Source organism: Micromonospora sp. WMMD1128 (assembly GCF_027497235.1).
Taxonomy (GTDB): domain Bacteria; phylum Actinomycetota; class Actinomycetes; order Mycobacteriales; family Micromonosporaceae; genus Micromonospora.
The window spans coordinates 592,051-617,969 of sequence record NZ_CP114902.1 but is presented as its reverse complement, the minus strand read 5'-3'; the positions used below and the strand labels follow the sequence as shown (position 1 = coordinate 617,969).

Genomic DNA, 25,919 nt, shown 5'->3' with positions numbered 1-25,919 from the left:
CGGGTCCCGAGCGTCAGTGGAAGAAGTGCCGGGTGCCGGTGAGGTACATCGTCACGCCTGCTTCCTTGCAGGCCGCGATCGTCTCCTCGTCGCGGATCGAACCGCCGGGCTGCACGATCGCCCGCACGCCGGCGTCGATCAGGATCTGCGGGCCGTCGGCGAACGGGAAGAAGGCGTCCGAGGCGCAGACCGAGCCGCGGGCCCGCTCGTCGCCGGCCCGGGCGACCGCCAGCCGCGCCGAGTCCACCCGGTTGACCTGACCCATCCCCACCCCGACGGTCGCGCCGTCGCGGGCCAGCAGGATCGCGTTGCTCTTCACCGCGCGGACCGCCCGCCAGGCGAACGCCAGGTCGCGCAGCGTCGCCTCGTCGGCCGGGTCACCGGTGGCGAGCGTCCAGCCGGCCGGGTCGTCGCCGGGCGCGTCCACCGCGTCCCGCGCCTGCACCAGCACGCCGCCGCTGACCGGCCGCCACTCCGCCGGCCTCGGCGCGTACGCCGGCGCGCGCAGCAGCCGGAGGTTCTTCTTCGCCCGCAGCAGCTCCAGCGCGTCCGCGTCGAACCCGGGCGCCACGAGCACCTCGGTGAAGATCTCCGCGACCTGCCGGGCCAGCTCCACGCCGACCGGACCGTTCACCGCGATCACGCCGCCGAACGCGGAGACCGGGTCGCAGGCGTGCGCCTTGCGGTGCGCCTCGGCCACGTCCGCGCCGACCGCGATGCCGCACGGGTTGGCGTGCTTGATCACCGCCACCGCCGGCTGGCCGGGGAAGTCGTGCACGGCCCGCCAGGCGGCGTCCGCGTCGACGTAGTTGTTGTAGGACATCTCCTTGCCGTGCAGTTGCTCGGCCTGGGCCAGCCCCGCCGGGGCGCCCGGGTCGGTGTAGAGCGCGGCCGACTGGTGCGGGTTCTCGCCATACCGCAGCACGGCCCGGCGGCGCAGCGCCAGGCCGGCGAACTCCGGCCAGCCGTCCTCGGCCGGGGCCACCGTGGTGGCGAACCAGTCGGCCACCGCCACGTCGTAGTCGGCGATGTCGGCGAACGCCCGGGCCGCGAGCGCGCGGCGGCGGGCCAGGGTGAAGCCGCCGTCGGCGAGCGCGGCCACCACCGCCGGGTACGCGGCCGGGTCGGTCACCACCGCGACCGAGGCGTGGTTCTTCGCGGCGGCCCGGACCATCGCCGGACCACCGATGTCGATCTGCTCGACGCACTCGTCCTGGTCGGCGCCGGACGCGACCGTGGCCTGGAACGGGTAGAGGTTGGAGACCAGCAGGTCGATGCCGGCGATGCCGTGCTCGTCGAGCTGGCCGGCGTGCGCGTCCCGGCGCAGATCGGCGAGGAGGCCGCCGTGGATCTTCGGGTGCAGCGTCTTCACCCGGCCGTCCAGGATCTCCGGGAAGCCGGTGACCTGCTCGACCGGGGTGACCGGCACGCCCGCGCCGGAGATCGTCGACGCGGTGCTGCCGGTCGAGACGATCTCCACGCCGGCCCCGTGCAGGGCGCGGGCCAGCTCGACCAGGCCGGTCTTGTCGTAGACGCTTACCAGCGCGCGCCGGATCGGGCGGCGGCCGTCCTCTGTCGTGCTCACGGAATGCTGACCTTTCTGCCGGTGATCGTCCAACCTTCACGGACCAGGCGGCCCACCTGCTCGACGAGCTGGCGGCGCTCGGCGGACTTGATGCGCTCGGTGAGCGTCTCCACGTCGTCGCCGTCGAGCACCGGTACGGCGACCTGGGCGACGATCGGGCCGGTGTCCATCCCGGCGTCGACGAAGAACAGCGTGGCCCCGGTGACCTTCACGCCGTACGCGAGCGCGTCCCGGGGGCCGTGGATGCCGGGGAACGCCGGGAGCAGGGTGTTGTGTGTGTTCAGGTAGCGGTCGCCGAACGCGGTGAGGAACTCCGGCCCGACCAGCTTGAGGAAGCCCGCGCTGACGACCAGGTCGGGGCGATGCTCGGCGACCCGGGCGGTGAGCGCCTTGTCCCAGTCGCCACGGGTCGGGTGGTCCTTGACCCGCTCGACGAAGGACGGCACGCCCGCGGCGGCGGCCCGGTCCAGACCGGCGATCCCGTCCCGGTCGGCGCCCACCGCCACCACCCGGGCCCCGTAGCCGGGATCGGCGGTCGCGTCCAGCAGCGCCTGGAGGTTGCTGCCGGAACCGGAGACGAGGACGACGAGGCGGGCGACGGACGCGGGCTCGGTCACCCGGCAACCCTATCGGGCAGGCCGGGCGGTCCGGCTGCCGGGCGGCGGCCCATCGGGTGACCTCCCCGGTGGCGTCCTCGCGGTACGCTGCCGGTCGCCCGGTGTTCGGCGTACGCCCGACCCGCACCAGTCAGACCAGGCACGCCGTGCCGCCGGACCGAGGAGTCACCCCGATGCAGCCCGGACACCCCCAGCAGCAGCCGCCGCAGCTCGACAACAACATGACGATGTCCATCGTCACGATCTTCCTGTTCTGGCCGCTCGCGATCCCGGCGATCATCAACGCCTCCAGGGTCAACCCGCTGCTCCAGCAGGGTGACTACGCCGGCGCCCAGGCCGCCGCCGCCGAGTCCAGGAAGTGGTCCAAGTGGGCCCTGATCGTCGGCCTGATCTGGATCGGCATCATTGTGGTGTGCTGCCTGTTCGGTGGCCTGGCGACCTTCGTCGGCGGCAGCACCGGCACGAACTGACCGACAGCGACACCAATCTGAGGAGTTCCCCGAGATGCAGCCCGGTTACCCCGGACAGGACCCGTACGGCCAGCAGCCGAACCAGGACCCGACCGCCCAGCCGCACGACCCGTACGGCCAGCCGCCGCAGGCCCCGCAGTACGGGCAGCAGCCGACCTCCGGCCAGCCGTACGGCCAGCCCACCTCCGGCCAGCCCTACGGCCAGGACCCGTACGCGCAGCAGCAGCAGCCGTACGGCGCCGCGCCGCAGTACCCGGCCGCCGGCTACCCGGCCGGCCCCGGCCAGGGGCAGGGTCAGAACAACACCATGGGCTTGATCGGCATGATCGTCGGCATCGCCTCGATCGTGCTCGGCCTCTGCTGCCCGCTGCTCGGCGTCCCGGCCGGCATCGCCGGCGTGGTGCTCGGCGTGCTCGGCCAGAAGAAGGTCCAGGCGGGCGAGGCCAGCAACCCGGGCCAGGCCAAGGCCGCCCTGATCTGCGGTGGCGTCGGTGTGGTCCTCGGCATCATCAGCGCCATCGCCGGCACCCTGATCAACGCGGGCAACTTCGGTTCCTGACCGGCTGGAAACGAGGGGCGTCCGGCGACCGTCGGACGCCCCTCGCCTCGCCCGCGCCGCGCAGAACGCGGCCTCTTTCACGGAAAGCGTGGCCATCCCAGGCGGAATGGCCACGCTTTCCGGGCATCAGCGTGCGGAGTTCAGGGGCGGGGAGGACGAGGGTTCGGGGCGGGGTCGCCGGCGAGGTGGCGGGGTGGGACGGGTCAGGGAGCGGGTGGCGGCGGCGCCGAGCATCGCGCCCACGGCGATCACGAGCGTGGCCACGCCGGCCACCGGCCAGGGCGACGGGCCGATCTCGGCCAGCCGGCCACCGCCGAGGGACCCGCCGGACGCCGCCGCGGCCAGCCCCAGCAGCACGCCCGCGACCGGGCCGGCGAGCGCGGCCGGGACCAGCAGCTCCGGCCATCCGACCTCGGCCCGCGCCTCGGCCGCCGCCCGCAGCAGCCGCCGCGCCAGCAGCCAGCCGGCCGCCATCGCGGCCAGCACCGGCACCGCGAGCAGCGCGGCCTCCAGCCCGTCCACCGGGCCGCGCGGCAGGCCGGCGAGCAAGGGTACGGCCGGCAGCGCGCCGACCGACACCTCACTCGTGCGTACCGCGGTGTCCGTGCCGACGGCGAACCCGGGGCCGAGCAGGTAGCTGGCCGACCAGGCGGTGGCGTTCGGCGCGTAGGCGAGGCTGACGAGCGTGATGCCCGCCTGACCGGCCACCCCGGTCCGGTACGCCCCGATCATGTCGGCCGCGTCACCGCCACCGGTGGCCACCGCGAGCCCGGCCGCCCCGGCGCTGGCGGCGAGCAGCAGCAGGGCCGCGACCAGCCCGGCGCGCAGCCCGTCGCGGACGACCGGCGGGCAACTCCGCGCCAGCAGCGCCCAGACGCCCGTGGTGCGCAACGCGCCGACCAGGGCGGCCGGGGCGCCGAACGCGGCGAACGTGAGCGCGGCGGTCACCGGCGAGACCCGCAACCCGCCCGTGCCGACCACGAGCGCGGCGAGCGCGCCGAGCAGCGCGTACCCGAAGCCGACCGCGACCGCGACGGTGAGTGCCTGCCGGGGTGAGCCGGTGCCGCGGGCGCCCACGGCCCGGCTGACGTGCACCCCGGCGCGGGTGAGTCGCCAGGCGACGAGCACGCTCAGGGCGAGCGGCGCCAGGCCGAGCGGCCCGGCGTCGGTCTGCAACGGCACCCCGTGCCCGAGCAGCCAACCGGCCAGACCGGCGCGCAGGGCGCCGGAGAACGAGCCGGCGTCCTCGGTGAGCTGGGCGAGGCCGAGCACCACGGTGACCGGCAGCCAGGAGGTCACCGCGGCCCAGAGCGCGGCCACCCCGGCGGCGACGGGCAGCGGAGCCCGGGACGGCTCGCCCGGCCGGGGCGCGGTCACGCGTGCGGCGCGGCGGGGCGCGGGGGTGGCGGGGCGGGCACGCCCTCGGGGCCGGGCGCCGGCGGCAGGACCGGCGGCCCGGCGGGGCTGGTCAGGGGTGGGACGTGACATCGTCGTCTACTCTGGCACGCCGCGCGACGGACGGCAGTCCGATACCGGGCCGGGACCGGGGCGAGTTCGCCGAACCCCCGGATCGGCGGCGGAGATCCGGTCTAGCCTCGGCTTCAGGCGCGACCTTTCCTGTCGCGGCACCGACCGCCCGGAGGAAGCCGTGAACGCTCCCTACCCGCCGCCACCGCCGCCCCCGGCCGCCGGCCGGGACCGGACCACGCTCTGGGGCGTCCTCGGCATCGTGCTCGGCCTGATCTGCTGCGGCATCCTGGGCATCGTCTTCGGCGTGCTGTCGATCCGGGACGCCCGGCGCTTCGGTAAGTCGCCGCTGCTCGGCTGGCTGGCCGTCGCGTTCGGCGTCGTCAACATCATCGCCAGCGCGATCGTGCGGGCCCGGGGCAACTACTACTACCCGTACTGGTACCGCTGACCGACGAGGGGGCCGACCGCGAACCGGTCGACCCCCTCGGCACAGCACGGACCGCTCAGCGGCCGGACATGATCTCCCGCATCAGGTTGGCGGTCTCGGTCGGGGTCTTGCCGACCTTGACGCCGACCGCCTCCAGCGCCGCCTTCTTGGCGTCGGCGGTGCCGGCCGAGCCGGAGATGATCGCGCCGGCGTGACCCATGGTCTTACCGGGCGGAGCGGTGAAGCCGGCGATGTAGCCGACCACCGGCTTGGTGACGTTGGCCTTGATGAACTCGGCCGCGCGCTCCTCGGCGTCGCCGCCGATCTCACCGATCATGACGATCGCGTCGGTCTCCGGGTCCGCCTCGAACGCGGCCAGCGCGTCGATGTGGGTGGTGCCGATGATCGGGTCACCACCGATGCCGACACAGGTGGAGAAGCCGATGTCGCGCAGCTCGTACATCATCTGGTAGGTCAGCGTGCCGCTCTTGCTGACCAGGCCGATCCGGCCGGCGCCGGTGATGTCGGCCGGGATGATGCCGGCGTTCGACGCGCCCGGCGAGGCGATGCCCGGGCAGTTCGGGCCGATGATCCGGGTCCGCTCGCCCTGGGCCACGTTGTACGCCCAGAACGCGGCGGTGTCGTGCACCGGCACGCCCTCGGTGATCACCACGGCCAGGTCGATGCCGGCGTCGATCGCCTCGACCACCGCGGCCTTGGTGAACTGCGGCGGCACGAAGATGACCGTGACGTCGGCGCCGGTTTCCTTCATCGCGTCCGCGACGGAGGCGAACACCGGCAGCTCGGTCCCGTCGAAGTCGACTGTCGTGCCGGCCTTGCGCGGGTTGACGCCACCGACGACGGTGGTGCCCGCGGCGAGCATCCGCCGGGTGTGCTTGGAACCCTCGGAACCGGTCATGCCCTGCACGATGACCTTGGAGTCCTTGGTCAGCCAGATAGCCATTGTCTAGACCCCCGCCGCTGCCAGCTCGGCGGCCCGCTCGGCCGCGCCGTCCATGGTGTCGACCCGCTGGATGAGCGGGTTCGCCGCGCCGTCGAGGATGGCCCGACCGGCCTCGGCGTTGTTGCCGTCGAGGCGGACCACGAGCGGCTTGGTGGCCTTCTCGCCGCGCTGGTCGAGCAGCGCCAGCGCCTGCACGATGCCGTTGGCGACCGCGTCGCAGGCGGTGATGCCGCCGAAGACGTTGACGAAGACGCTCTTCACCGACGGGTCGGAGAGCACGATCTCCAGGCCGTTCGCCATCACCTCGGCGCTCGCGCCGCCGCCGATGTCGAGGAAGTTGGCCGGCTTGACGCCGCCGTGCCGCTCACCCGCGTACGCGACCACGTCGAGCGTGGACATGACCAGGCCGGCGCCGTTGCCGATGATGCCGACCTCGCCGTCGAGCTTGACGTAGTTGAGGTTCTTCTCCTTGGCCGCCTGCTCCAGCGGGTCCACCGACGCCTGGTCGACCAGGGCCTCGTGGTCCGGGTGCCGGAACCCGGCGTTCTCGTCCAGGGTGACCTTGGCGTCCAGGAGCAGCAGCTTGCCGTCCTTCGTGGTGGCCAGCGGGTTCACCTCGACCAGGGTGGCGTCCTCGGCGACGAACGCCTGCCACAACCCGACCGCGACGTCGACGACCTGGTCGGCGACCTCGGCGGGGAAGTTGGCCGCGGTGACGATCTCGCGGGCCGTTGCCTCGTCCACGCCGGTGTTGGCGTCGATCGGCGCCTTGACGACCTTGTCGGGGGTCTCGGCGGCGACCGCCTCGATGTCCATGCCGCCGGCCACGCTGGCGATGCAGAGGAAGGTGCGGTTCGCCCGGTCGAGCAGGTACGAGAAGTAGTACTCCTCGGCCACGTCCGCGGTCACCGTGATCATGACCTTGTGGACGGTGTGGCCCTTGATGTCCATGCCGAGGATGTCGGTGGCCCGGGCCACCGTCTCCTCCGCGCCCTCGGCCAGCTTCACGCCGCCGGCCTTGCCGCGGCCACCGACCTTCACCTGTGCCTTGACGACCACCCGGCCGCCGAGGCGTTCGGCGATCGCGCGGGCCTCCTCCGGGGTCGTGGCGACGCCGCCGGCCAGCACGGGCAAGCCGTGCCGCTCGAACAGGTCCCGCCCCTGGTACTCGTACAGGTCCACGATTGCGCGTCCCGTCCCGTCTCCGCGGCGCGCCGTCGCGCCGCTACCAGCGTTGGAAAAAATCAGTTTGACGCCTGTCATCAGAACGGACAGGCCATTTGCCGCAGCCTAACGAGATGGGAACCGGGGGCAACCGAGCGGGTGTCCGGTGTGCGGTAATGCACAGCCGTCGTCGTGGGCCGGGGCCGGCGTGCGGGGTGCGGCGTCAGCCGTCCGGGGGATCTCCCGAACGGGGCGTAACCCCCGGTCAGGGGCGTCGTTGAGTGTGATGTCGGAGCGCTGGTCAAGCGCGATGACGGGAGCGGCCGATGCCCTGTCGGTCGAGGGGTGGCGGCGGGGCATCGTGCATAGAGGGGCCGGGCGTGTGAGGGGTGCGTCCGGCCCCTCCCCCTGCCCGCGTTCCGGTGCCGACGCTCTCAGCCGACCGGCTGTGCGACGTTCTCCCGCACCCAGTCCACGATCGATCCGGTGGTGGCACCCGGGGTGAAGATCTTCGCGACCCCGAGCCGTTCCAGCTCCGGGATGTCGCCCTCCGGGATGATGCCGCCGCCGAAGACCACGATGTCGGCGGCCTCGCGCGCGGCGAGCAGCTCGACGACCCGCTTGAAGAGGGTCATGTGCGCGCCGGAGAGCACCGAGAGCCCGACCGCGTCCGCGTCCTCCTGGATCGCCGTCTCGACGATCTGCTCCGGGGTCTGGTGCAGACCGGTGTAGATGACCTCCATGCCCGCGTCGCGCAGGGCACGGGCCACGACCTTCGCGCCCCGGTCGTGGCCGTCCAGGCCGGGCTTCGCGACGACGACCCGGATACGAGAGCTCATCTACGTACACCTTTCACCGGCGGCACTCCTGACCTGAACGAACGGTAACCCGGCCGGGTGGGCTGCCGGAACCCGGGCCGACCCCTACCGCCCGATCGCGTACGCAGGAAGCCGGACACCTCCGCCGAATGGTCACCGTCCGCTACGAATGGACAGGGGCGGGGCCATCCAACCAGCGGCACGAAACCTGACAAGGGCAGACGGAAACGGACATAACGAATCGCCGGTTCGGCGCTTCAGCTTGTGACAGGAGTGGCGGTTGGCTAACGTGTGCTCGGTTGTCATCGAGTCCACGGACGGGTGACGACGCGACACCGGAGGTTCGACCGAGCTTCACCGAACGGTCCGAGGTCGCATCGGATCCCCGACAACGGAGGGTGTGCGTGCGCCAGCGCCTGTCGTCTGAGCCCGATAGATATCGCGGCCGTCGCCGCGTACCCACCCCCCCGCGGAGCCGCTACGCGGCGGTCGTCACCACCGCCTTCGTCGGCGCCGGCATCGTCGCCCTCGGCGCGAACGCCCTCCCCGACGCCAAGAGCGTCAGCCCCTCGGTTCTCGACGAGCTCCGGCAGGCGTCGATCGCCAGCCAGGACGCCGCGGCCCGGGCCGACAGCGCCGACCGGGCCACCCGTTCCGACCGGTCGAGCGACGCGACCACGGACGCCACGGAGCAGGACCCCTACCTCCTCCCCCTGCACGGCTACGACTTCAAGTCGCCCTACGGCGTGCGCTGGGGCAAGCTGCACACCGGCGTCGACCTGGTCGCCCCGGAGGGCACCCCCTACCAGGCCATCCACTCCGGCACGGTCACCAAGGCCGGCTGGTTCGGCGGCTACGGCTACGCCGTGATCGTCCGGCACGCCGACGGCACCGAGGCGATCTACGGCCACTCCTCCGCGGTGACGGTCAAGGAGGGCCAGCAGGTGAAGGCCGGCGACCAGCTCGGCCTCGTCGGCAACACCGGCCACTCGTACGGCTCGCACCTGCACCTCGAAGTGCATGTCAACGGCCAGCCGCTGGACCCGGTGCCGTGGCTCCAGGAGCGCGGAGTGGACATCAAGCTCGAAACCGAGGCACTCTACGGCGACGTAGCCGCCTCCTGACTCTCCGCACCGCCCGATAGCCGCCCGGATCACGCGATCCGGGCGGTTTCGCGTCTCCACACGTGGGGCGCGTCACACCTGTGGATGTGAGCGGCCCCACAGCCCTCGATGATCGACTCTTTCGGCGAACCACCCAGTCGACCCGAAAGCCGGACACCATCCCGCGCCGCCCCCGCCGCCGCCACGAACCCGCCACCGGCCCGGCCATACGCCGACACCAGTATTTCCAGGTCACACGTGCCCCTCGACTGGTGAAGGTTCCCGTGCAGCACCGCAGCCCCACCCCCGCCCGGCACCGGCGCACCGGCCGGCGTACCGCATATCTGGCCACCGCCGCAGTGGCCCTGCTCGGCCTCGGCCTCGGTGGCGTCGTGGTCGTCACCGCCGACGACCCGGCCCCGCCGCCCGCCGCGATCGACCTCGACGCGCGGGCGCGCGCCGACGCCGCCGCCCGGGCCGACCGGTCGGCCCGCGAACCGGCCGCTCCGGTCACCCCGTCCGCCGGCCCGGCCAGCCCGTCCCCGAGCCCGAGCACGACCACCCCGAAGCCGAAGAAGAAAGTGACGGCGAAGGTAACGGCGAAGCCCAAGCCCAAGAAGGCCGCGCCGAAGCCGAGCTGGGTCATCCCGATGGAGGGCGCCGACATCACCTCCTGCTACGGGCAGCGGTGGGGCACCCTGCACGCCGGCATCGACTTCGCCATGCCCGCCGGCACCCCGATCCGGGCCGCCGCGGCCGGCACCGTGGTCAAGGCCGGCGACGTGGGCGACGGGTACGGCAACTCCGTCTTCGTCGACCACCACAACGGCTACCTGACCCACTACGCACACCAGAGCCGGCTCCTCGTCGACGTCGGCGACCGGGTGAAGGTCGGCCAGGTCATCGGCTACGAGGGCGCCACCGGCGACGCCACCGGCCCGCACCTGCACTTCGAGGTGCACCAAGGCGCCATGTGGAACCAGATCGACCCGGCGCCGTTCCTGCGCGCCCGGGGCATCGACGTGGCCTGCTGACCGCCACCGCACGAGGACGGGGCCGGTCCGGCGCGACGCCGGACCGGCCCCGCGCTCAGAGCTTGTCGATCGGCGCGTGCCGCAGCACCAGCCACATGGTCTGGTCACCGAAGTCGATCTGGGCCCGCGCACCCGGCCCGGCGCCCTCCACCGCCAGCACCCGGCCCAGGCCGTAGCGCTGGTGGTTGACCCGGTCGCCCGCCGAGACCTTCGGGGCCTGCTTCAACTCGCTCGCGGTGGCCAGCCGGCTGGCGTCCACACCGAGACGCTTGGCGAGCTGGGTGGCCTTGGGCGTGCCACCGGTGAAGCCACCCGACGACCGGTCCGCCCGGCCGCCGACCCCGGCCCCACCGCCACCCCACGAGGTGTACGACCCCTCGGTGCGCTCCCAGCGCACCAGCTCCGGCGGCAACTCCTCCAGAAACCGCGACGGCGGGTTGTAGGCCGGCGCGCCCCAGGCCGAGCGGGTGACCGCCCGGGACAGGTAGAGCCGCTGCCGGGCACGGGTGATCCCCACGTACGCCAGGCGCCGTTCCTCCTCCAGCTCGCGGGTGTCGCCGAGGGAGCGCAGGTGCGGGAAGACGCCGTCCTCCAGGCCGCTCAGGAAGACCACCGGGAACTCCAGCCCCTTGGCGGTGTGCAGCGTCATGAGGGTGACCACGCCCTGGTGATCGGGATCGTCGGAGGGGATCTGGTCGGCGTCGGCGACAAGCGCCACCTGCTCCAGGAAACCGGCCAGGGTGGCCCGCTCGTCGTCGGCGCCCAGCGCCTCGACCCGCTCGGTGTATTCCCGGGCGACACTCACCAGCTCCTGGAGGTTGTCCACCCGGCCGGCGTCCTGCGGATCGAGGCTCTCCTCCAGCTCGGCCAGGTAGCCCGAGCGGGTCAGCAGCGCCTCCAGGACCTCCTCCGGGGTGCCGGTGGCGGCCAGCTCGCGCGCGGCGTCGAGCAGCGCGACGAACTCGGCGATGCCGTTGGCGGCCCGGCTGGAGATCCCCGGCGCGTCCTTCGCCCGACGCAGCGCGGCGCCGAACGAGATGCGGTCCCGCCCGGCAAGTGCCTCGACGCACGCCTCGGCCCGCTCGCCGATGCCCCGGCGGGGGGTGTTGAGGATCCGGCGCAGGCTGACCGTGTCGTCGTCGTTGACCACCGCGCGCAGGTAGGCGAGCGCGTCGCGGACCTCCTTGCGCTCGTAGAAGCGCACCCCGCCGACCACCTTGTAGGGCAGGCCGACCCGGATGAACACCTCCTCGAACACCCGGGACATCGCGTTGGTGCGGTAGAAGACGGCCACGTCGCCCGGGCGGGTGTCACCGGCGTCGACCAGCCGGTCGATCTCCCGCGCCACCCAGTCCGCCTCGGCGTGCTCGGTGTCGGCCACGTAGCCGACGATCTGCTCGCCGGCGCCGGCGTCGCTCCACAGCCGTTTGGGCTTGCGCGACGTGTTCCGGTCGATCACCGCGTTGGCCGCGTTGAGAATGGTCTGGGTGGAGCGGTAGTTCTGCTCCAGCAGGATGGTGCGGGCGTCGGTGAAGTCCCGCTCGAACTCCAGGATGTTGCGGATGGTCGCGCCGCGGAAGGCGTAGATGGACTGGTCGGCGTCGCCCACCACGCACAGCTCGGCCGGCGGGATCCCCTCGGTGCCGGAGACCAACTCCTTGATCAGCACGTACTGGGCGTGGTTGGTGTCCTGGTATTCGTCCACGAGCACGTGCCGGAACCGGCGACGGTAGCTCTCCGCCACGTGCGGGTGCGACTGGAGCAGATGCACCGTGGTCATGATCAGGTCGTCGAAGTCGAGCGCGTGCGCCTCGCGCAGCCGCCGCTGGTAGAGCGCGTACGCCTCGGCGAGCGCCCGCTCGTTGGGCCCCTTGGCCCGGCCGGCGAACTCCTCCGGGTCGACCAGCTCGTTCTTCAGGTTGGACACCTGGGCGGCCAGGCCCCGGGCCGGGTAGCGCTTCGGGTCGAGGTCCAGCTCGCGGGCCACCATCTGCATCAGTCGCCGCGAGTCGTCCGCGTCGTAGATCGAGAAGGTCGACTTGAGACCGGCGTGCTCGTGCTCGGCGCGCAGGATCCGGACGCAGGCCGAGTGGAACGTCGACACCCACATCAGCCGGGCGCGCGGGCCGACAAGCGCGGCCACCCGCTCCTTCATCTCGCCGGCGGCCTTGTTGGTGAAGGTGATCGCGATGATCTCGCCGGGGTGCACGTCCCGGGCGGCCAGCAGGTAGGCGATCCGGTTGGTGAGCACCCGGGTCTTGCCCGAGCCGGCACCGGCCACGATCAGCAGTGGGGAGCCGGCGTGGGTCACCGCGTCCCGTTGGGGGCCGTTCAGGCCGTCGAGGAGGGCCTGCGGATCCGGCCGCGCGCCCCCGGGACGGCGCGGCGGGGTCGGCCGGGACTCCGGCGCGGGCGGGGACGCGGGAATGTCGAAGAGAGGATGCATCGCAGCCCGAGTCTATGCCGTCGGCCGGACACTTCCGCGCCCGCGCGGCCGGTCCCACCGCCCGGCCGCGTCCCATCTGTTGGCCGACTTCCTTGCGCGCCCACCCCGGCGGTCGGCATACTCGACGACGTGTTCGACAGGCGCTTCTCCTTTTACTACGGCACCGGGAGTCCGGCAGCCGTGGGTCGCGCCTGATCGACAGACCTACGAAAAAGCCCCGGGCTCCCCGAGCCCGGGGCTTTTCCGTCCCGGGATCCGGGTACCGGGCCCGACCCCCGAGAGGGACGACGATGATGACTGACGTGGTGGAGTCCAGCGGCGGCCCGGCGCGGCACGAACGGCCGGCGGGCGGCGACCCGACCGGCGCCGCGGCGGCGCGGACCGGCACCGACGACTCGGCCGCGGCCGAGCGGATCGGCGACATCCGGCGGCGGATCGACGAGATCGACAGCACGCTCATCGCGCTCTGGCAGGAGCGGGCCGCGCTCTCCCAGGAGGTCGGCGCGACGCGGATGGCCTCCGGCGGGACCCGGCTGGTGCTCTCCCGCGAGCGGCAGATCCTGGAGCGGTTCCGGGCGGAACTCGGCGCCGACGGCACGCAGCTCGCGCTGCTGCTGCTGCGCGCCGGTCGCGGCCCGTTGTGACCCGCCCGGCGGAAAGGCGGACGGCCTGCGGGCCGCCGGAGACGACGAACCGTCTGCCGGCGTCGAGGTGACGCCGGCAGACGGTCCGGTCTGGTTCAGGCCACCTCGTGGGTGACGACGATATTCCGCTTCTCCGCGAAGTGGCAGGCGCTCGGGTGGTCCGAGCCCGGCCGGATCTGGAGCAGCGGCACCTCCTGGGCGCAGATGTCCTGCGCCTTCCAGCACCGGGTGCGGAACCGGCACCCCGAGGGCGGGCTGACCGGCGAGGGCACGTCACCCTGGAGCCGGATGATCGCCTTGCTCTCCCGCAGGGTCGGGTCCGGCACCGGCACCGCCGACAGCAGCGCCTGGGTGTACGGGTGGGTGGGCCGCTCGTAGATCTCGTCCTCGGTGCCCACCTCCACCATCTTGCCCAGGTACATCACGGCGACCCGGTCCGACAGGTGCCGCACGACCGACAGGTCGTGGGCGATGAAGACGTACGACAGACCCAGCTCGCCCTGGAGCTTCTCCAGCAGGTTCATCACCTGGGCCTGGATGGAGACGTCCAGGGCCGACACCGGCTCGTCGCAGACGATCACCTCGGGCCGCAGCGCCAGCGCCCGGGCGATGCCGATGCGCTGCCGCTGGCCGCCGGAGAACTGGTGCGGATAGCGGTTGATGTGCTCGGGGTTCAGGCCGACCAGGTCGAGCAGTTCCTTGACCTTGGCCCGCCGGCTGCCGCGCGGAGCCACGTCGGGGTGGATCTCGAACGGCTCGCCGATCAGGTCACCGACCGTCATCCGCGGGTTGAGCGAGGTGTACGGGTCCTGCATCACCAGCTGGATCTGCCGGCGCAGCCGCCGCAGCGCGCCACCGGAGAGCTTGGAGATGTCCTGGCCCTTGTAGAGCACCTGACCTGCGGTCGGCTTCTCCAGGTTCATCAGCACCCGGGCGAGCGTCGACTTGCCGCAGCCGGACTCGCCGACCACGCCGAGCGTCTCGCCGGCCCTGAGGTCGAAGGAGACGCCGTCGACCGCCTTGACGTGACCGATGGTCTTCTTGAACACGACGCCCCGGGTCACGGGGTAGTGCTTGACCAGATCACGAACCTCGATGATGTTCTCAGTCACGGCTCACGAGCTCCTCGGCGAAGTGGCAGGCGCTGGTCCGGCCGTTGCCCAGTTGGAGCAGCGGCGGGACCTTCTCCCGGCACACCGGCTGCGCCATCGGGCAGCGCGGGTTGAAGGAGCAGCCCGGCGGGATGTTCATCAGGTTCGGCGGGAGCCCCTTGATGGTCCGGAGCTCCTGCCCCTTCTCGTCCATCCGCGGGATCGAGTTGAGCAGGCCCAGGGTGTACGGGTGCGCCGGCTTGGCGTACAGCTCGTAGACGCTTGCCTCCTCGACGATCCGACCGGCGTACATGACCGCGATCCGGTCCGCGACGTCGGCGACCACGCCGAGGTCGTGGGTGATCAGGATCATGCCCATCTGCCGCTCCCGCTGGAGTTCGCCGAGCAGATCCATGATCTGGGCCTGCACGGTCACGTCCAGCGCGGTGGTCGGCTCGTCCGCGATCAGCACCTCGGGGTCCAGCGCCAGCGACATCGCGATCATGGCGCGCTGCCGCATACCGCCGGAGAACTGGTGCGGGTAGTTGCTGAACCGGCCCTTGGCGTTGGGGATCTTCACCTGGTCGAGCATCTCGATCGCGCGCTTCTTGGCGTCCGAGCGGCTGAGGCCGCGCCGGATGCGGAACTGCTCGGCGATCTGGAAGCCGACGGTGAAAACCGGGTTGAGGGCCGAGAGCGAGTCCTGGAAGATCATGGCGATGCCCTCGCCACGGATCCGTCGCCGCTGCTCGGCGGACTGCTTGAGCATGTCCTTGCCGTGGAAGCGGACCTCGCCGCCGGTGACAAACCCGGGCGGGGTGTCCAGGATGCCCATGATCGTCTGCGCGGTGACGCTCTTGCCGGAGCCGGATTCGCCGAGCACGGCGAGGGTCTCCCCCGCGTCGACGTGGTACGTCACACCGTTGATCACCTTGGCGACGCCGTCCCGGGTGCGGAACTCCACCCGCAGGTCGTCGACCTCGAGCAGGCGGCCCGAGGGGCGGCCGGATCCGTCGGCGCCCGCCGCGGACTGCTCGGACACGAGAATGTCGGACAACTCAGTTCCCCTATCGGAGCTTCGGGTCGAGGGCCTCGCGGACCGCCTCGCCGAGCATCACGAAGCTCAGCACGGCGGTGACGAGGAACGCGGAGGGGAAGAACAGCAGGTACGGCGAGACCCGGATGTAGTTCTGCGCCTCGCTGATCATGATGCCCCAGGAGACCACCGGGCTCTTCAGGCCGATGCCCAGGAAGGAGAGCGTGGCCTCGGCGCCGATGAACGAACCCACCATGATCGTGCCGTAGACCAGCAGCGGCGCCAGGCAGTTGGGCAGCAGGTGCTTGAGGATGATCCGGCCGGTGCCGGCGCCGAGCGCGCGGGCCGCCACGATGTAGTCGGCCTCCTTGGTGGCGAGCACCGAGGAGCGCATCAGCCGCATCACCACCGGCCAGCTCAGCACGCTCAGGGACAGGATGACCAGCCCCATGATCGTCCACTCGCCGTTGTCGGTGCCGGAGCCGTTGAAAGTGGTCAGGATGACGATCGCGCCGAGTACGAACGGCAGGCCGAAGAAGATGTCCGCGACCCGGGAGAGCAGCGCGTCCACCCAACCGCCGCGGTAACCGGCGATGACGCCCATCGCGCCACCGAACAGCAGGGTGAGGGTGGTGGAGACCAGAGCCACCACGATCGACGCTCGGGCACCGTAGATGACGCGGGAGTAGACGTCGCGGCCCTGCACGTCGTAGCCGAACCAGGCGGAGGACGACGGCTCGACCCGGCTGCGCTCCAGCGCGCCGTTGACCGCGTCGCCGGAGGTGAACAGCGACGGGAACGCCGCCATCACGATGAACAGCACGATGAACGCCGCCGAGATCCAGAACAGCGGCTTGCGGCGCAGGTCGAGCCAGGCGTCGCCGAGCAGGCCACGGGGCTTCTGCTGCTTGGCGTTCTCCGGCAGGCCGGCGTCGGCGGGGGCGCCGGAACCCGCCTCGGTGGGCATGGTCGACGGCGGCGGCGCGACGACCGACGCGCTATTCGGTTCACTCATGCCCGCACCTCGATGCGCTCGGCACGGGCGTGGTTACCCGCGCAGACTGCTGGGACGATTCGTTCGCTGCGGCGGTCACTCATAGCGGATCCTCGGGTCGAGGGCGGCGTAGAGCAGGTCCACCAGCAGGTTCATCACGAGGTAGACGAGCACGAGCACCACCACGATGCCGACAACGGTAGCGCTCTCCTTCGTGACGATGGAGCGCAGCACCTGCCGGCCGATGCCGTTGATGCCGAAGATGCCCTCGGTGACGATCGCGCCGCCCATCAGCGCGCCGAGGTCGGTGCCGAGCAGCGTGACCACCGGGATGAGCGAGTTGCGCAGCAGGTGCACGCCGACCACCCGGCGCATCGGGAGGCCCTTGGCGATCGCGGTGCGGACGTAGTCGGCCCGCCGGTTCTCGGCGATGCTCGTCCGCGCCACCCGGGCGATGTACGCCATCGAGGCGCTGCCGAGCACGAAGCCGGGCACGATCAGCTCGCTGAACCGCATCTCGTTGGAGACGGTCGGGTTGATGAGGCCCCACTTGACGCCCAGCACCCACTGGAGCACGAAGCCGATGACGAAGACCGGCAGGGCGATCAGGAAGAGGGTGGAGATCAGGACCAGGTTGTCCAAAAAGCCGTTGCGTCGCAGACCGGTCAGGACACCCGCGCCGAGGCCGATCACGGCCTCGATGGCGAGCGCGACCACCGCCAGCTTCAGGGTGTTCGGGTACGACGTGGCGATGATGTCGCTGATCTCGCGACCACCGAACGTGATACCGAAGTCACCCTGGAAAAGGTTCTTCATGTAGCTGGCGTACTGCACCCAGATCGAGTCGTCGAGATGATATTTCTCGGTCATCATGGCCCGGTAGTTCGGCGGGCACCCGCGGTCGCCGCACTTGCCGGCGAAGGGGTCACCGGGCACCGACCAGACGAGCCAGTAGATCAGGAACGTCGTGCCGATGAACACCGGCACGAGTTGCAGCAGCCGTCTCAAGAGATAACGGCCCATGGGGTGGTCCTCCAGACAGGGAGCGCCGGGCACCCGACGCGGTGACGACAACGTGCGAGGGGTTCGTTGTACACCCCCTCGCGGAACGGCCCCGGGTCGGGCTCACCGGTTAGGCGAGCCCGACCCGGGGTCAGACCGTTCGGATCAGAGCTCGACCGAGGTGATGTCGAGTTCGCCGACGTTGGTCAGTTCCAGCTTCTTGATCTTCTCCGAGTGGCCGGACTGCTCGCCGCTGAAGTAGACCGGGATCGCCGGGACGTCCTGGTCGATGAGCTTGGTGGCCTCGGCGAACTTCTTGTGCGCCTCCTCGAGGCTGGGGGCCGAGGAGGCCTCCTTGGCGAGGGCGTCCACCTGCGGGTTGCTGTACTTGCCGTCGTTCGAGGAACCGCCGGTCACGTAGAGCGGGTTGATCCAGTTCTCCACGTCCGGGTAGTCCTGCTGCCAACCGGCCCGGTACATGCCGTCCATCTTGTAGGCGTTGATGTTGGCGCGGAAGACCGCGAAGGTCGGCACGCCGACGGCGACCGCGTCGATGCCCAGGTTGGTCTTGATCTGCTGGGCGACGGCCTCCATCCACTCCTTGTGGCTGGCGTCCGCGTTGTACGACAGGGTCAGCTTGCCCTGGAAGCCGCCGGCCTCCTGGAGGAGCTGCTTGGCCTGGGCCGGGTCGAACTTGCAGGAGGTGCAGTCGCCCGGGGTCGCGCCCGGGGTCAGCGGGTTGGCCCAGCTGTCGGCCGGCTTCCGGTTACCGAAGAAGATCTTGTCGGTGATGGCCTGCCGGTCGATGGAGAGCGAGATCGCCTTACGCAGCTTGGCGTTCTGGAACTTCTTGTCGTAGATCGGGAAGGCGATGATGCCGTTCGACGGGACGGTCGTCTGGATCGCGCGCTCGCCCAGGTCGGTCTTCCACTTGTCGCCGGCCAGCGACGAGACCGGAACCTGCTGCTGGAAGTCCAGGTTGCCGGCGAGCAGGTCGTTGTACGCCGCCGTGTCGTCCTGGTACATCTTGACGGTGACGTCCTTGATCTTCATCTTGTCACGCAGGCTGTAGTCGTCGAAGCGCGTGAGCTTGATCTCGACGTCGTCCTGCCAGGAGACGAGACTGACCGGGCCGTTACCGATCGGCTTCTTGCCGAACTCCGCCGGGGTGGTGGCGAAGAACGCGTCCGGCAGCGGCATGAAGGCGCTGTAGCCGAGCTTGGTCGGGAACACGGCGGTCGGCGCGGCGAGCGTGACCTCGAAGGTCGTGTCGTCGACGACCTTGAGGCCGGACATCTCCTTGGCCTTCGGCTCCGGGGCCTTCTTCGGGCCGTCCGGGCCGTCCGGGTCCTCGGTGTAGACGTCCTCGAAGCCCTGGATGTCGGAGAAGAACGAGGCGTTCTGCGCGCCGTTCGGCCCGTACGCCGCCCAGTTCCAGGCCTTGACGAAGCTCTCGGCCTTGACGGTGGTGCCGTCGTGGAACTTGGTGTTCGGCTTGATCTTGATCTTGAAGACCTTCGAGTCGCTCGTGTCGATCGACTCGGCGAGCAGGTTCTGCGGCGCCCCACCGTTGTTGGGGTACTCGACCAGGCCGCTCCAGACCCAGTCGATGATCTTGCCGCCACCGGTCTCGGTGGTGTTCGCCGGAACCAGGGGGTTCTCCGGCTGGGTGCCGTCGACGACGATGGCGCCGTCCGAACTCGCGCCGGAGCCGTCACCGTCGTCGTTGTTCCCGCTGGAGCAGCCGGACGCGATGAGCGCGAATGCCGCGCCCACCGCGAGCGCGCCGCTCGCCCGCTTCGAGACTCTCATTCCGAGGGGCCTCCTCTTTCTAACCTGGTTCCGTCGTGGGTTTCACGCACGTGTGGGGGGTGACACCGCCGACGACCCGGACCACAGGTCGTCGGTTTACCGCAGAGGAAATCGGGACACCCCTGGGGTACCGATCCGCCGGGCGCCACACCCTTCGACGAGGACACCGCGCAGGATCGACGACCACGGGCGACGCGGGTAGCGGCGTTCCGCGGTCGGTGGACCCGACGAGATGCCTCACACCGGGGGGTGAGGTGCTGCCACTGTGACACCCACCGGCCCATTCCGTGAAGGTGCCGTTATCAAGCCGTTAGTTGCCCGCCACGTTGCCGATACTTGAGAAAAGATCACAAACGGCGCGGATCGCACGCCCCTGAACAGGTAAGACACGCCCATACCGACGGAGACCACCCCGGCCGCCCGGCTCGGTGAGCGCGCTCCCACCCGCCGCGGCACCCCCCGAATTGGTGCCGATCACACCGAGTTCTACCCATCCGGCTGATGGCGTCGTCCGCTGTGCGGGCACCGTCCCCGGCTGGGTGGACGAGGGCGTCGCGGGTGTCCGGGGTCGCGGTCAGACGAGCCGGCGGTCGGCAGCCCACCGGGACAACTCGTACCGGTTCGACATCTGGAGCTTGCGCAGCACGTTGGACACGTGCGTCTCGACCGTCTTGATCGAGATGAAGAGCTCCTTCGCGATCTCCTTGTAGGCGTACCCCCGGGCGAGCAGCCGCAGGACCTCGCGCTCCCGGTTGGTGAGCTGGTCCAGCTCGGGGTCGGCGACCGGCGCGTCCGGCCGGGACGCGAACGCGTCGAGCACGAACCCCGCCAGCCGCGGGCTGAACACGGCGTCGCCGTCGGCCACCCGGCGGATCGCGTCGGTCAGTTCCTCCGGCGAGATGGTCTTGGTGACGTAACCCCGGGCGCCGGCCCGGATCAGACCGATCACGTCCTCCGCCGCGTCGGACACGCTCAACGCCAGGAACTTCACCTGCGGGTGGGTCCGCCGCATCGCCTCCAGCACCGCCCGGCCACCCCCGTCCGGCATGTGCACGTCGAGCAGCACCACGTCCGGGCCGGTGGCGGCGATCCGGGTCACCGCCTCGGCCACCGAACTGGCCTCGCCCACGACGTCGACCCGGGTGCCCAGCTCGGCGCGGACGCCGGCCCGGAACATCGCGTGGTCGTCGACGAGGAACACCCGCAGCGGGCCTCGCGGCGTCGCGCCCTCGACCGGTTCCTGCTCGGACATGGTCATCTGTCCCTTTCCGCCGTGGCGCCGGAGCCGCTGATCGGCAGGATCAGCCGGACCTCGGTCCCTTCTCCCGGCTCGGACCGGATCTCCGCCCGGCCACCGTGCCGCTTCATCCGTCCGATGATCGAACCGCTGACGCCGTGCCGGTGATTCTCCACCGTATCCGGGTCGAAGCCCTTCCCCCGGTCCCGGACGAACACGCTCACCTGCTCCGGCTCCACCTCGGCATAGAGCGACACGGTCTGCACCCCGGCGTGCCGGGCCGCGTTGACGAGCGCCTCCCGGGCGGCGGCGACGAGCGCGCCGACCCGCTCGTCCGTCTCCCGGTCGCCGACCACCACCGCCTCGACCGTGATCGCGAACGTGTCCTCCACCTCTGCGGCAGCCTGCTCCAGCGCGGCCGCGAAGCGCTCCGTCGGCGAGGCGGTCGGCTTGTAGAGCCAGTTGCGCAGCGAGCGCTCCTGGCCCCGGGCCAACCGCTGCACCGTCTTGACGTCACTGGCGTTGCGCTGGATCAGCGCGAGCGTGTGCAGCACCTGGTCGTGCACCATGGCGGCCAGCTCGGCCCGCTCCTGCTCACGGATGCGGCCCTCCCGCTCCGACCGCAGCTGGTTCCAGGTGCGCCAGAGCACCGGGCCGGTGACCACACCCACCCCGGCCAGCCCGACCAGTGCGAAGATGACGCCGTTGAGCACCGCGTCGAAGTTCTGCGCCGGCGAGTAGACCGCGGCCACGCCGATGATCCCGACCGCGACGAGCACCCCACCGCCGATGAAGCGGAGCACGAACGCCCGGCGGTCGCTCTCCTCCACCACCGCGCCCAACCAGGGCACCGCGGAGTCGCCCCACTGCCGGCGTCGCTCCGGGCCGGACTGGTGCCAGATCACGCCGGCGCCCACCGCGATGATCGCAACCAGCCATCCGGCGGTGCCGGCCGCGCCGACCGAGTCGAACGCGACCACCTGGAGCAGCAGGACGCCCAGCCCGATCGCCACGAACGGCAGCAGCTGGTTGAGGTCGCGGCGGGGCGGGGCGGCGGTGTCGCCGGGCCGGGGCGGGACCACCGCCCAGAAGGCCGCGTAGAGCAGCAACCCGAGCCCGCTCAGCCCGAGCAGCACCATGAACGCCACCCGTACCCGGAGCACCGGGATGCCCAGGTGGTCGGCGATGCCGGCGGCCACCCCGGCGCCCAACCGGTGCTCGGTGGCCCGGTAGAGACGCGGGGGATGCGGCGTGACGGTGCTGCTGATCGGAAACTCCCGGGTCGGCGCGGAGATGCCGGCGGCGGCCGACGCTCCGATCGTCACACGGCGGGAACGCCCCGGACCACGGGGACGCCCCGGACATTCGCCGCCGCCGGATCTCAGGGTGGGGTCAGGGTCGGGTCCTGAGGTCGTCCGGGCGGCCGGGGCAGCAGTATCGAAGGCATGACCGAGGACGCTGCCCATTCGCGCCGCCACTGGGCGGCAGCACCGGGCGATCCACCGCCCCCGCCGGGGCCGGCACCCGCCGCCGACGCCGGGCCACCGCCCGGCGGCGACACGCCGTTCGCCGACCCACCACCGGGCGGGTACGCCCCACCGCCCGGCGCCGCCGGCTTCACCACCCGGTACGGTCTGGTCCGTCCCCGGGAGGGTCGCTACCTGGCCGGGGTGTGCGCGGCCATCGGCCGGGCCACGAACACCGACCCGGTGCTGTGGCGCGTCCTCCTGGCCGTGCTCGGTTTCTTCGGTGGCATCGGCATCTTCGTCTACGTCGCCGCCTGGCTGATCATCCCCGGCGAGGGGGACACCGCATCCCCGGTGGAGTCGATGCTCGGTCGGGGTCGCTCCAGCATGTCCCCGGTCACCGTGATCGTCCTCGGCATCGTGGTCGCGGTCGGCTTCGGCTACGTCGTCACCGACGGATTCCGGGCCATCCTGCTCGGCGCGGTGATCCTGATCGGTGGCGCGCTGATGCTCAACCGCGACCAGCGCGGACCCGCCTTCCGCACCGGCGCGCCCGGCCAGCCGCCGGGTCCGGTGCCGCCGGGCGCCTGGCCGCCGCCGGCGACCGGGCCTGGCACCGCGTCCTGGGTCGGTCCGCCGGCCGGGCCGGGGGCGCCGTGGACCGGCGGGTCCGCCGGGTACGCGGCACCGGCCGGGCCGGCCACCCCGGCTCGGCCCGGCGAACCGGCCGGATCCGCGTCGCCGGGTTGGCCCGCCGGCCGGGCCGAGGATGGAATCGGCTCCCCGCCCGTCGTCAGCTCCGATCCGGCCTACCGGGGCGCCACTCCCACCCGGGCCGAATCCGACCACCCCGCCGGGCACATCGAGCCGGGCTACCCGCCCCCGCCCACCGCCCCCGCCGACCCGGCCACGCGCGTCGAACCCGGCTACCCGGCCACCCGCGTCGAACCCGGCTATCCGGCCACCCGCGTCGAGCCCGGCTATCCGGCCACGCCGCTGTCCGCTCCGGGCTGGCCGGCCGCGGCGAGCACCCGGCCGACGCGGTCCGGGCCGGTGACCGCCGCGCTGCCCGGGACGGCCGGGGACACCGGCGCGTGGCCGACCTCCGGCGCGGCGTGGCCCGCCCCCCCGACCGCAGGCGCCCCGGTGGGCGAGCCGGTCACCGCGCCGACCGGCGCGCCGCCGCCGGGCGGCTACCGACCGCCGTTCGCTCCGCACGGTCCGTACGCCGGCTCGCCTCCCGCCCCGGCGCCGGCCCGTCCCCCCCGCCCGCCGAAAAGGCCGAAGGAACGTTCCCCGCTCGGTGCGATCACCTTCTCGCTGATCTTCCTGGCGCTGGGCCTGGTGGCGATGCTCGACCTGATGGACGTGTTTCCGGTCGGCGCCGCCGGCTACTTCGCCGCGACGCTTGCCACCATCGGCCTCGGACTGCTCGTGGGCACCTGGTTCGGCCGGGCCCGCTGGCTGATCGCCCTCGGTCTGGTGGCCGGGGCGGCGCTCGGCGTCGCCACCGTCGCCGAGTCCTACGACCGGGTCCGGGGCATCGACGGCAACGTCACCTGGGCGCCGTCCGACCGCAACGACCTGGCCGACCGGTACGAGAACAACTTCGGCGACGCCGTGCTCGACCTGCGGGCGATCGACTTCGACAAGCAGGACACCCAGGTGACGGTCGCGGTGAACTTCGGCAAGGCCACAGTGGTCGTGCCGCCGAACGTGGACGTGACCACGGTGGCCGACGTCAACGCGGGTGACGCCTCCGTCTTCGGCCGGCACACCAGTGGGCTCAACGGCCGGCTCTGGGAGAGCACCGATGCCGGCGCGGACGGCCCCGGCGGGGGCACGCTCCGGCTCTACGTCCACGTGAACGCCGGAAACCTGGAGGTGACCCGATGAAGGCCCACCGCACGGACCTCGTGTCGTTCGCGTTCGGCCTCATCTTCCTGGGGCTCGCCCTGTGGTGGCTGTTGGCCCGGATCCTCGGACTGGCGGTGCCCCCGGTCGGCTGGTTCCTGGCCGGTGGGCTTGTCGTGATCGGGTTGCTCGGCCTGGTCGGCGCGCTGCGCTCGGTCCGCGGCCCGGAACAACCGGCCCCGCCCGCCTCGCCGGGGCAGCCGGACCATGTGGCCGCGGCGGATCAGGCGGCCCCGCCGGACCAGGCCACCCGACCCGGGCAGCCGGAACGGTCCGACCAGCCGGCCGGGCCGGAGACGACCGTGGCCGCGCCGTACCGCGACGGCAGCCCGACCGGCGCCGTCCCGGCCCCCGCCGACGCCGACGAGTGGGCCACCAGCGCGGTGACCGACGAGCCGGCACCGGCGCGGGTGGACCGGCCGGCCGACGACGATCCGGTCCGGTCACCGGCCGAACCGGCGACCGAGGAACTGTCCACCGTCGAGTCCGAGGGCTCGCGCGGACCGGCCACCCGCGAGCTGCCACCGGTACGCCAGGAGAACGACGAACCACACGACTCCGGCGGGCGGCCGGTCTGACCGCGCCGATGTGACGGCGCGAAAACGCGGCCTATGCTGGCTGAGGGAGATCTCGCCTTCGTCGTCCGGTCCGAGCCACCCGACCACGCCGGGCGCTCCCGGTCCCACCGGTCGGCCGGTCGGGTCGCCGAAGCCTCCACGCCCGTCCCTACCTCGTCAGGAGCTCGCCCGACATGACCCAGTCCCCCGCCGTGCGCGTCACCGGCCCGTCCGGTGCGGTCCGCCTCGGCGAGCGCGCCGCCCGTACGCTCGTCGCCGAGTTCGCCCGGCGTAACGACCCGAAGGCCGGCCTGCTGGTCGGCGCGACCCCGGAGTCCGCGGTGCTGGCCGCGGCGATCGAGGCGCTGCTCCCGGGCGACCGCCTGGTGGTCGCGCCGGCGGAGGGCGCCGCGGCGGTGGCGCTGCGGGAGCACGTGACGGCCCAGGGTCGCTGGGTCGCCGACCGGGTACGCGTGGTCGACACGCTCGCCGAGGCGGACGCGGCGGCGGTGGTGATCGTCGCCGAGCCGTTCACCGGCACCGCCGAGGAGGCCCGCGCCGCGGTGGACGGGCTCACCAAATACCTGGCCGAGGGCGCGGTGCTCAGTGTCGCCGCGCCGCTGTTCCGCACCGAGGGCGCCGGCCCGGAGCTGGATCGGCAGGGCGTGCTGCACGGCGTCCGCACCGACGTGGTGCTGCGCAACTCCCCGCCGGTACGCGTACACCATCTCCGTTTCACCCCGGCGCCGGCCCTGCTTGCCGCCTCGCTCTCGCCGGCGTACCGGCCGTCGAGCGTGCCGTTGACCCGCCGGATGCACATCGACTCCAACGGGGTGGCCGCCGCCGGCATCACGCTCGGCCTGGCCGCCCTGGCCCGGGCCGCCCGGCCGAAGTCCCGGCTCTGGCTGCTGCCGGCGCTCGCCACGGCACCGGTGGCCGCGTTCTTCCGGGACCCGGAGCGGGACGTCCCGGAGGACCCGTCGGCCGTGGTCGCCTCGGCGGACGGCCAGGTCCTGTCCGTGCAGCGGCTCACCGACGAGCGCTTCGGCGACGGCGAGTGGCTGCGGATCGCGGTCTTCCTGTCGGTGCTGGACGTGCACGTCAACCGCACTCCGGTGGCCGGCAAGGTGGTCGACTACTTCGTCGCCGACGGCGGCTTCGTCAACGCGATGAAGCCGGACGCCGAACACAACGTGGCGGCGTACACGGTGTTGGACACCGACCACGGCACGGTGGTGGTGGCCCAGCGCACCGGGCTGATCGCCCGCCGGATCGTGCAGCGGGCGCCGGTCGGCTCACTACTCGCGAAGGGTGAACGCTTCGGGCTGATCCGGTTCGGCTCGCGTACCGACGTCTACCTGCCGGCCGACGCGGCGGAACCGCTGGTCGGCCCGGGCGACAAGGTGGTCGGCGGGGCCACCGTCATCGCCCGCTGGCGCTGACCACCGGACAAGCGGGAAAAGGGCGCCGCTCGTGCGAGCGGCGCCCTTTTCCTGTCGTACGTGCTGC

Annotated in this window: 23 protein-coding genes; 9 read left to right on the top strand and 14 right to left on the bottom strand. The window is 72.1% G+C overall.

Features of this window, described 5'->3' with window-relative positions:
- Positions 1-13 precede the first annotated feature (13 nt).
- Both purH and purN read right to left on the bottom strand, forming a co-directional pair.
- Positions 14-1,585 carry a bifunctional phosphoribosylaminoimidazolecarboxamide formyltransferase/IMP cyclohydrolase gene (purH, locus tag O7602_RS03060; RefSeq protein ID WP_281586712.1) on the bottom strand — a complete coding sequence of 524 codons (1,572 nt, stop codon included), beginning with the start codon at positions 1,583-1,585 and terminating at the stop codon, positions 14-16.
- Positions 1,582-2,202, bottom strand: coding sequence for a phosphoribosylglycinamide formyltransferase (gene purN, locus O7602_RS03055; protein WP_281586711.1), 621 nt, complete (start codon positions 2,200-2,202; stop codon positions 1,582-1,584). The genes purH and purN overlap by 4 nt, the downstream gene beginning before the upstream one ends.
- Positions 2,203-2,375: 173 nt before the next feature.
- Here purN and O7602_RS03050 point away from each other — a divergent pair, with 173 nt between their 5' ends.
- Positions 2,376-2,672, top strand: a complete 297-nt coding sequence (locus tag O7602_RS03050) for a CD225/dispanin family protein (protein WP_281586710.1) — start codon at positions 2,376-2,378, stop codon at positions 2,670-2,672.
- Positions 2,673-2,706: 34 nt separating this feature from the next.
- On the top strand, positions 2,707-3,231 hold the full coding sequence (locus O7602_RS03045) for a DUF4190 domain-containing protein (protein ID WP_281586709.1): 525 nt from the start codon (positions 2,707-2,709) through the stop codon (positions 3,229-3,231).
- A gap of 126 nt (positions 3,232-3,357) precedes the next feature.
- On the opposite strand, the gene O7602_RS03040 is transcribed toward O7602_RS03045, so the two are convergent.
- Positions 3,358-4,719 carry a DUF6350 family protein gene (locus O7602_RS03040; RefSeq protein ID WP_281586708.1) on the bottom strand — a complete coding sequence of 454 codons (1,362 nt, stop codon included), beginning with the start codon at positions 4,717-4,719 and terminating at the stop codon, positions 3,358-3,360.
- Between the two features lie 160 nt (positions 4,720-4,879).
- On the opposite strand from O7602_RS03040, the gene O7602_RS03035 reads away from it, so the two are divergent.
- Entirely contained in the window at positions 4,880-5,149 is a 270-nt protein-coding gene (locus O7602_RS03035; protein ID WP_281586707.1) for a DUF4190 domain-containing protein, read from the top strand.
- Between the two features lie 55 nt (positions 5,150-5,204).
- Here O7602_RS03035 and sucD read toward each other — a convergent pair whose 3' ends face one another.
- The 3 genes from sucD to O7602_RS03020 all read right to left on the bottom strand — a co-directional run bounded on the left by sucD (position 5,205) and on the right by O7602_RS03020 (position 8,095).
- Positions 5,205-6,092 (bottom strand): succinate--CoA ligase subunit alpha, encoded by an 888-nt coding sequence (gene sucD / locus O7602_RS03030; RefSeq protein WP_281586706.1) that lies wholly within the window; start codon positions 6,090-6,092, stop codon positions 5,205-5,207.
- A 3-nt stretch (positions 6,093-6,095) separates the two neighbouring features.
- A complete protein-coding gene (sucC, locus tag O7602_RS03025; RefSeq protein WP_281586705.1) occupies positions 6,096-7,274 on the bottom strand; it encodes an ADP-forming succinate--CoA ligase subunit beta in 1,179 nt (392 codons plus the stop codon).
- Positions 7,275-7,690: 416 nt separating this feature from the next.
- Entirely contained in the window at positions 7,691-8,095 is a 405-nt protein-coding gene (locus O7602_RS03020; RefSeq protein ID WP_281586704.1) for a cobalamin B12-binding domain-containing protein, read from the bottom strand.
- 383 nt (positions 8,096-8,478) lie between these two features.
- Between O7602_RS03020 and O7602_RS03015 the strand changes: the two genes are divergently transcribed.
- Positions 8,479-9,198 (top strand): M23 family metallopeptidase, encoded by a 720-nt coding sequence (locus O7602_RS03015; RefSeq protein ID WP_281586703.1) that lies wholly within the window; start codon positions 8,479-8,481, stop codon positions 9,196-9,198.
- 251 nt (positions 9,199-9,449) lie between these two features.
- Entirely contained in the window at positions 9,450-10,211 is a 762-nt protein-coding gene (locus tag O7602_RS03010) for a M23 family metallopeptidase (protein ID WP_281586702.1), read from the top strand.
- Positions 10,212-10,266: 55 nt separating this feature from the next.
- Here the strand turns inward: O7602_RS03010 and pcrA are convergent, their stop codons facing one another.
- Positions 10,267-12,657, bottom strand: a complete 2,391-nt coding sequence (pcrA, locus tag O7602_RS03005; RefSeq protein ID WP_281586701.1) for a DNA helicase PcrA — start codon at positions 12,655-12,657, stop codon at positions 10,267-10,269.
- Positions 12,658-12,947: 290 nt separating this feature from the next.
- On the opposite strand from pcrA, the gene O7602_RS03000 reads away from it, so the two are divergent.
- Positions 12,948-13,301 (top strand): chorismate mutase, encoded by a 354-nt coding sequence (locus O7602_RS03000; protein ID WP_281586700.1) that lies wholly within the window; start codon positions 12,948-12,950, stop codon positions 13,299-13,301.
- A 95-nt stretch (positions 13,302-13,396) separates the two neighbouring features.
- Here the strand turns inward: O7602_RS03000 and O7602_RS02995 are convergent, their stop codons facing one another.
- The 7 genes from O7602_RS02995 to O7602_RS02965 all read right to left on the bottom strand — a co-directional run bounded on the left by O7602_RS02995 (position 13,397) and on the right by O7602_RS02965 (position 21,768).
- On the bottom strand, positions 13,397-14,413 hold the full coding sequence (locus O7602_RS02995; RefSeq protein ID WP_281586699.1) for a dipeptide ABC transporter ATP-binding protein: 1,017 nt from the start codon (positions 14,411-14,413) through the stop codon (positions 13,397-13,399).
- Positions 14,406-15,434, bottom strand: coding sequence for an ABC transporter ATP-binding protein (locus O7602_RS02990; RefSeq protein ID WP_281590086.1), 1,029 nt, complete (start codon positions 15,432-15,434; stop codon positions 14,406-14,408). The genes O7602_RS02995 and O7602_RS02990 overlap by 8 nt, the downstream gene beginning before the upstream one ends.
- A gap of 25 nt (positions 15,435-15,459) precedes the next feature.
- On the bottom strand, positions 15,460-16,443 hold the full coding sequence (locus O7602_RS02985; RefSeq protein ID WP_281586698.1) for an ABC transporter permease: 984 nt from the start codon (positions 16,441-16,443) through the stop codon (positions 15,460-15,462).
- 75 nt (positions 16,444-16,518) lie between these two features.
- Entirely contained in the window at positions 16,519-17,445 is a 927-nt protein-coding gene (locus O7602_RS02980) for an ABC transporter permease (RefSeq protein WP_281586697.1), read from the bottom strand.
- A 144-nt stretch (positions 17,446-17,589) separates the two neighbouring features.
- Positions 17,590-19,236 (bottom strand): ABC transporter substrate-binding protein, encoded by a 1,647-nt coding sequence (locus O7602_RS02975; RefSeq protein WP_281586696.1) that lies wholly within the window; start codon positions 19,234-19,236, stop codon positions 17,590-17,592.
- A gap of 574 nt (positions 19,237-19,810) precedes the next feature.
- Complete coding sequence (locus O7602_RS02970) at positions 19,811-20,488, bottom strand: response regulator transcription factor (RefSeq protein ID WP_281586695.1); 678 nt, start codon at positions 20,486-20,488, stop codon at positions 19,811-19,813.
- Between the two features lie 2 nt (positions 20,489-20,490).
- On the bottom strand, positions 20,491-21,768 hold the full coding sequence (locus tag O7602_RS02965; protein ID WP_281590084.1) for an ATP-binding protein: 1,278 nt from the start codon (positions 21,766-21,768) through the stop codon (positions 20,491-20,493).
- Between the two features lie 150 nt (positions 21,769-21,918).
- On the opposite strand from O7602_RS02965, the gene O7602_RS02960 reads away from it, so the two are divergent.
- The 3 genes from O7602_RS02960 (at position 21,919) to O7602_RS02950 (ending at position 25,852) form a co-directional block, all read left to right on the top strand.
- Positions 21,919-23,835 (top strand): PspC domain-containing protein, encoded by a 1,917-nt coding sequence (locus tag O7602_RS02960; RefSeq protein WP_281586694.1) that lies wholly within the window; start codon positions 21,919-21,921, stop codon positions 23,833-23,835.
- Positions 23,832-24,431, top strand: coding sequence for a hypothetical protein (locus O7602_RS02955; protein WP_281590652.1), 600 nt, complete (start codon positions 23,832-23,834; stop codon positions 24,429-24,431). The genes O7602_RS02960 and O7602_RS02955 overlap by 4 nt, the downstream gene beginning before the upstream one ends.
- A gap of 173 nt (positions 24,432-24,604) precedes the next feature.
- Positions 24,605-25,852, top strand: a complete 1,248-nt coding sequence (locus tag O7602_RS02950) for a phosphatidylserine decarboxylase (protein WP_281586693.1) — start codon at positions 24,605-24,607, stop codon at positions 25,850-25,852.
- Positions 25,853-25,919 lie beyond the last annotated feature (67 nt).